General features: G+C 69.6%; 2 protein-coding genes and 1 pseudogene. All 3 read right to left on the bottom strand.

The genetic code is table 11. The annotated features are described in order from the left end of the window. Positions 1–479, bottom strand: a pseudogene (locus A5691_RS15620) (type VII secretion AAA-ATPase EccA); the annotation flags it as partial. Between the two features lie 39 nt (positions 480–518). Beyond that, on the bottom strand, positions 519–2081 hold the full coding sequence (gene eccE, locus A5691_RS15615; protein ID WP_068019373.1) for a type VII secretion protein EccE: 1563 nt from the start codon (positions 2079–2081) through the stop codon (positions 519–521). Then, positions 2078–3109, bottom strand: a 1032-nt coding sequence (gene mycP, locus A5691_RS15610; RefSeq protein ID WP_068266677.1) for a type VII secretion-associated serine protease mycosin, incomplete at its 5' end; no start/stop codon positions are given. The genes eccE and mycP, both read right to left, overlap by 4 nt.

Here is a 3109-nt window from a genome sequence, read left to right as displayed (position 1 = left end):
AGCTCCTCGGCAGCGGCCAATAACACGTCCGGCCAGCGCTGCGTGGTGTACATCAGGAAGGCGCGGGCCAATTGGTGCCACTGATAGTTGGCCCACGAATCCAGCAGGTCCCGATTGGCCAGCAGCCTGTCGGCCTCGGCGTATTCCCCGGCGATCGTCAGCGCCGACGACAACGCCAGGCCCACCTGGGATGCGTCGGTCACCGTGATGCCGATGTAGGGACCCAGCTGAATCTCCGCGGCGAGCGTCTGCCCGATGCGGGTGGTCTCGCGGTGCAACCATTCGCTGGTGGCGTACAGCTTCTTCAGCGAGGCCAGGTCGTTGTCGCCGCAGGCGATGCGGCCCAGCCACGCGTCGGCCATCGACGGATCGGCGTCGGTGGCCGCGACGAAGTCGGGCAACGCCGCGGCCCGGCCCTGCCTGCTCTTGACCGTCATGGCGCGGTCGAAATGCCTACGGGCAGTTTGCAAATCACCCATCGTGTGCGCTCATCCGGATGCCTTTTGACTCTTGACGTTTCAGATGCCGGCGGACATGGTGACCGGCTCGAGACTCACATAGCGGTTTTCGGCCCGGAACATGTCCATCTCGGCGACCCAGTCCTTGCCCGCCGCGTGGACCCGCACCGTCGCGGGGCCCACCTGCTCGATGATCACCTCGAAGTTGTGCCGGTGCCCCTCGGGGAGCCTCGTGCCCGACGGGGCGATGGTGATCACGGTCGCGGGCCGCGGCGTGGGCGAGATCGGGGCGAGGTGCTCCACGACGCTGACGGTGGTGCGCGGCGCGGGGCGTGGCGCGCTGACCACGCTGATTTCCGGCATCCGCACGGTGGCCCAGCGGGTCACGTCGCGGGTGTGCACGCACACCCGTTCCCCCGCGCCGGCCGTGCGAATCACGATCCGCTTGGCGACCGGGTCGTCGGCGGCCACGAAAATCCGTGACAGCTCACCGGCGTCGGTGACCGGGATCAGTAGCCGGTCGCCGTTGCTCAGCTTGCCGATCAGTACGCCCGAGGGGCCGATCTCGGTGAGCAGGTGTTCGGGCAGCGGGCTGGGCCGCAGCGCCCGCAGGTAGGGCCGGGGGCCGCACATGTTGGCCGCCGCGGCGGCGGCCTGCTCGCCGTTGAGTCGGCGCAAGATCACGCTGGGCGGGGTGGGAGCCGGCGTCGGTGTGCGCACGGTGATGGTGGCGGTGCAGGTCGCGTCCGGGTAGACGGTCACGTTCTGGATGACCTCGTCGGCGCGCAGCGTCCACGCCTGAGACAGGACGCGCGACGTGATCGCCTCGGCGGGATAGGCGTATGTCGTCATCCAGCCCGCCTCTCCGCGGATGGCCTTCCACCGCTGCGTGTCCCCCTCGATGGCGTCACACCCCAGCCTGCGGTCGAGCTCGGCCAGGTCGGTGGCCGTGGCCACCTTCGCCCGCAATCCCTGGCAGCGCAGCAGTCCGGCGATGCGCTGCGCCACCGAAATCGCCGTCGCACCAACGGTTGTGCGCCAGCGGAGCGCTTGGGTGTTGTCGATGATCGACAACCGCATGATCAGCCAGGTTTCGCGCCGGCCCGCATATGGCGGGGTGCCGATCTCCGAGTCGTACACGCGTGGGTAGTCCCCGATGTTGCCGTGCCGGGAACCGAGCGAGACGACGCTGATCGAATCGAGCTGCAGGCCCAGCGCCTGGCGCAGCATCGGCACCAATTCGACGACGTCGATGACGTTGTCCGTCTCGACCGTCACCGAACCGGTCACCATGGTGGCCTGGTGCGCCCTGCCGAGCAGCTGCACGGCCACCACCGCGACACCGTCCTGCACCCGGACCCCACCCCCGGATCGGTTGTTGGCCACCGTGATCGGCGCGTCCCAGCGAATCGGGCGTCGTCCGCGCCGCCACAGCACGATCCATGACCACGCGGGCTGGCCCCACCACCGCACGAACACCGCGGCGGTGCCGACAACCACCGCGACGGCCGCACCGATGTATCCGCCCACGGCCCAACTCGCCACGGCGAGCAGGAACACCACCCACACCCCGAGGACCCGCCGGTTGCTGCCCTGGCTGAACCCGGTCAGCTTGGAACTCACCGCGCCCGCCTCAATCGGGCCGCGATCGCGGCGACGAGCACACCGGCGGCGACCGCGCCGATGAACCCGATGGCGATGTTGCGCGCGCGGTGGTCCGCGGGCGGTGGGGGTGGGGCGGGCCTGATCACCCGGCTCTGAGCGCCCGGGGGCATCTTGTCACCCGGCGGGATGTTGAACGTAAGTGCCGCAACGGGATCGACCAGTCCGTAGCCGACCTTGTTGTCCACGCCGGCGGGCGGATTGTGCGCCGACTGGACGATCCTGTTGATCACCTGATGCGCGCTCAGGTCGGGGAATTTCGCGCGAACCAGGGCGGCGACGCCGCTGACGTAGGCGGCGGAAAAGCTGGTGCCCCAGAACGGCATGTTCTTTTCGCCCGGCCTCGACGGGGGGTAGGCGTTGACCGGCCCGCCGCCCTGGGGCGACAGACCCATGATGTGGGTGCCGGGCCCGGCGACGGCAACCCAGGGGCCCGACATGCTCTTGTCGAGCGCGGCGCCGGTGGCATCGACCGCGCCGACCGACAGGACATAGTCGGAGAACCACGACGGCGACGAGACAACCTTGACCTGATGCCAGTCGCGGGGGTCCGAAGGTTCCAGCGGGTCATACATCGGGTTGTTGTTGCAACCGGCTTCCCCATCGTTCCCGGCCGCGGCCACCACCACGGCATCCTTGACGGTGGCGGCGTACCACAATGCCGCGCCCAAGGCGCGTTGATCGGCGGGGGCCGCGGCGGGCAGGCATGCGGTGACCGAAATGTTGATCACCTTCGCGCCCATGTTGGCGGCGTGCACCACCGCGCGCGCCACCGTGTTGAGCGTGCCGGCCTTGACCTTCTCATCGGAGTTGGGATCGCCCGGTCCGGGGTTGACGGGCTCGAATGCCCTGGACGACTGGCGGATTGAGATGAGCGTCGCGTGCGGCGCGACGCCCACGACCCCGTCGGGCGCTCCGGGCGGAAGCGGGGGCACCGCGGGTTCGTCCTCGGTCTGCGGATCCGCCGGCCCGTTGGACGCGGCGGTGGC

This window comes from Mycobacterium sp. E183 (assembly GCF_001667735.1).
GTDB lineage: Bacteria > Actinomycetota > Actinomycetes > Mycobacteriales > Mycobacteriaceae > Mycobacterium.
The sequence above is the reverse complement of the archived record's forward strand: the minus strand, read 5'-3'. Positions and strand labels throughout refer to the sequence as shown.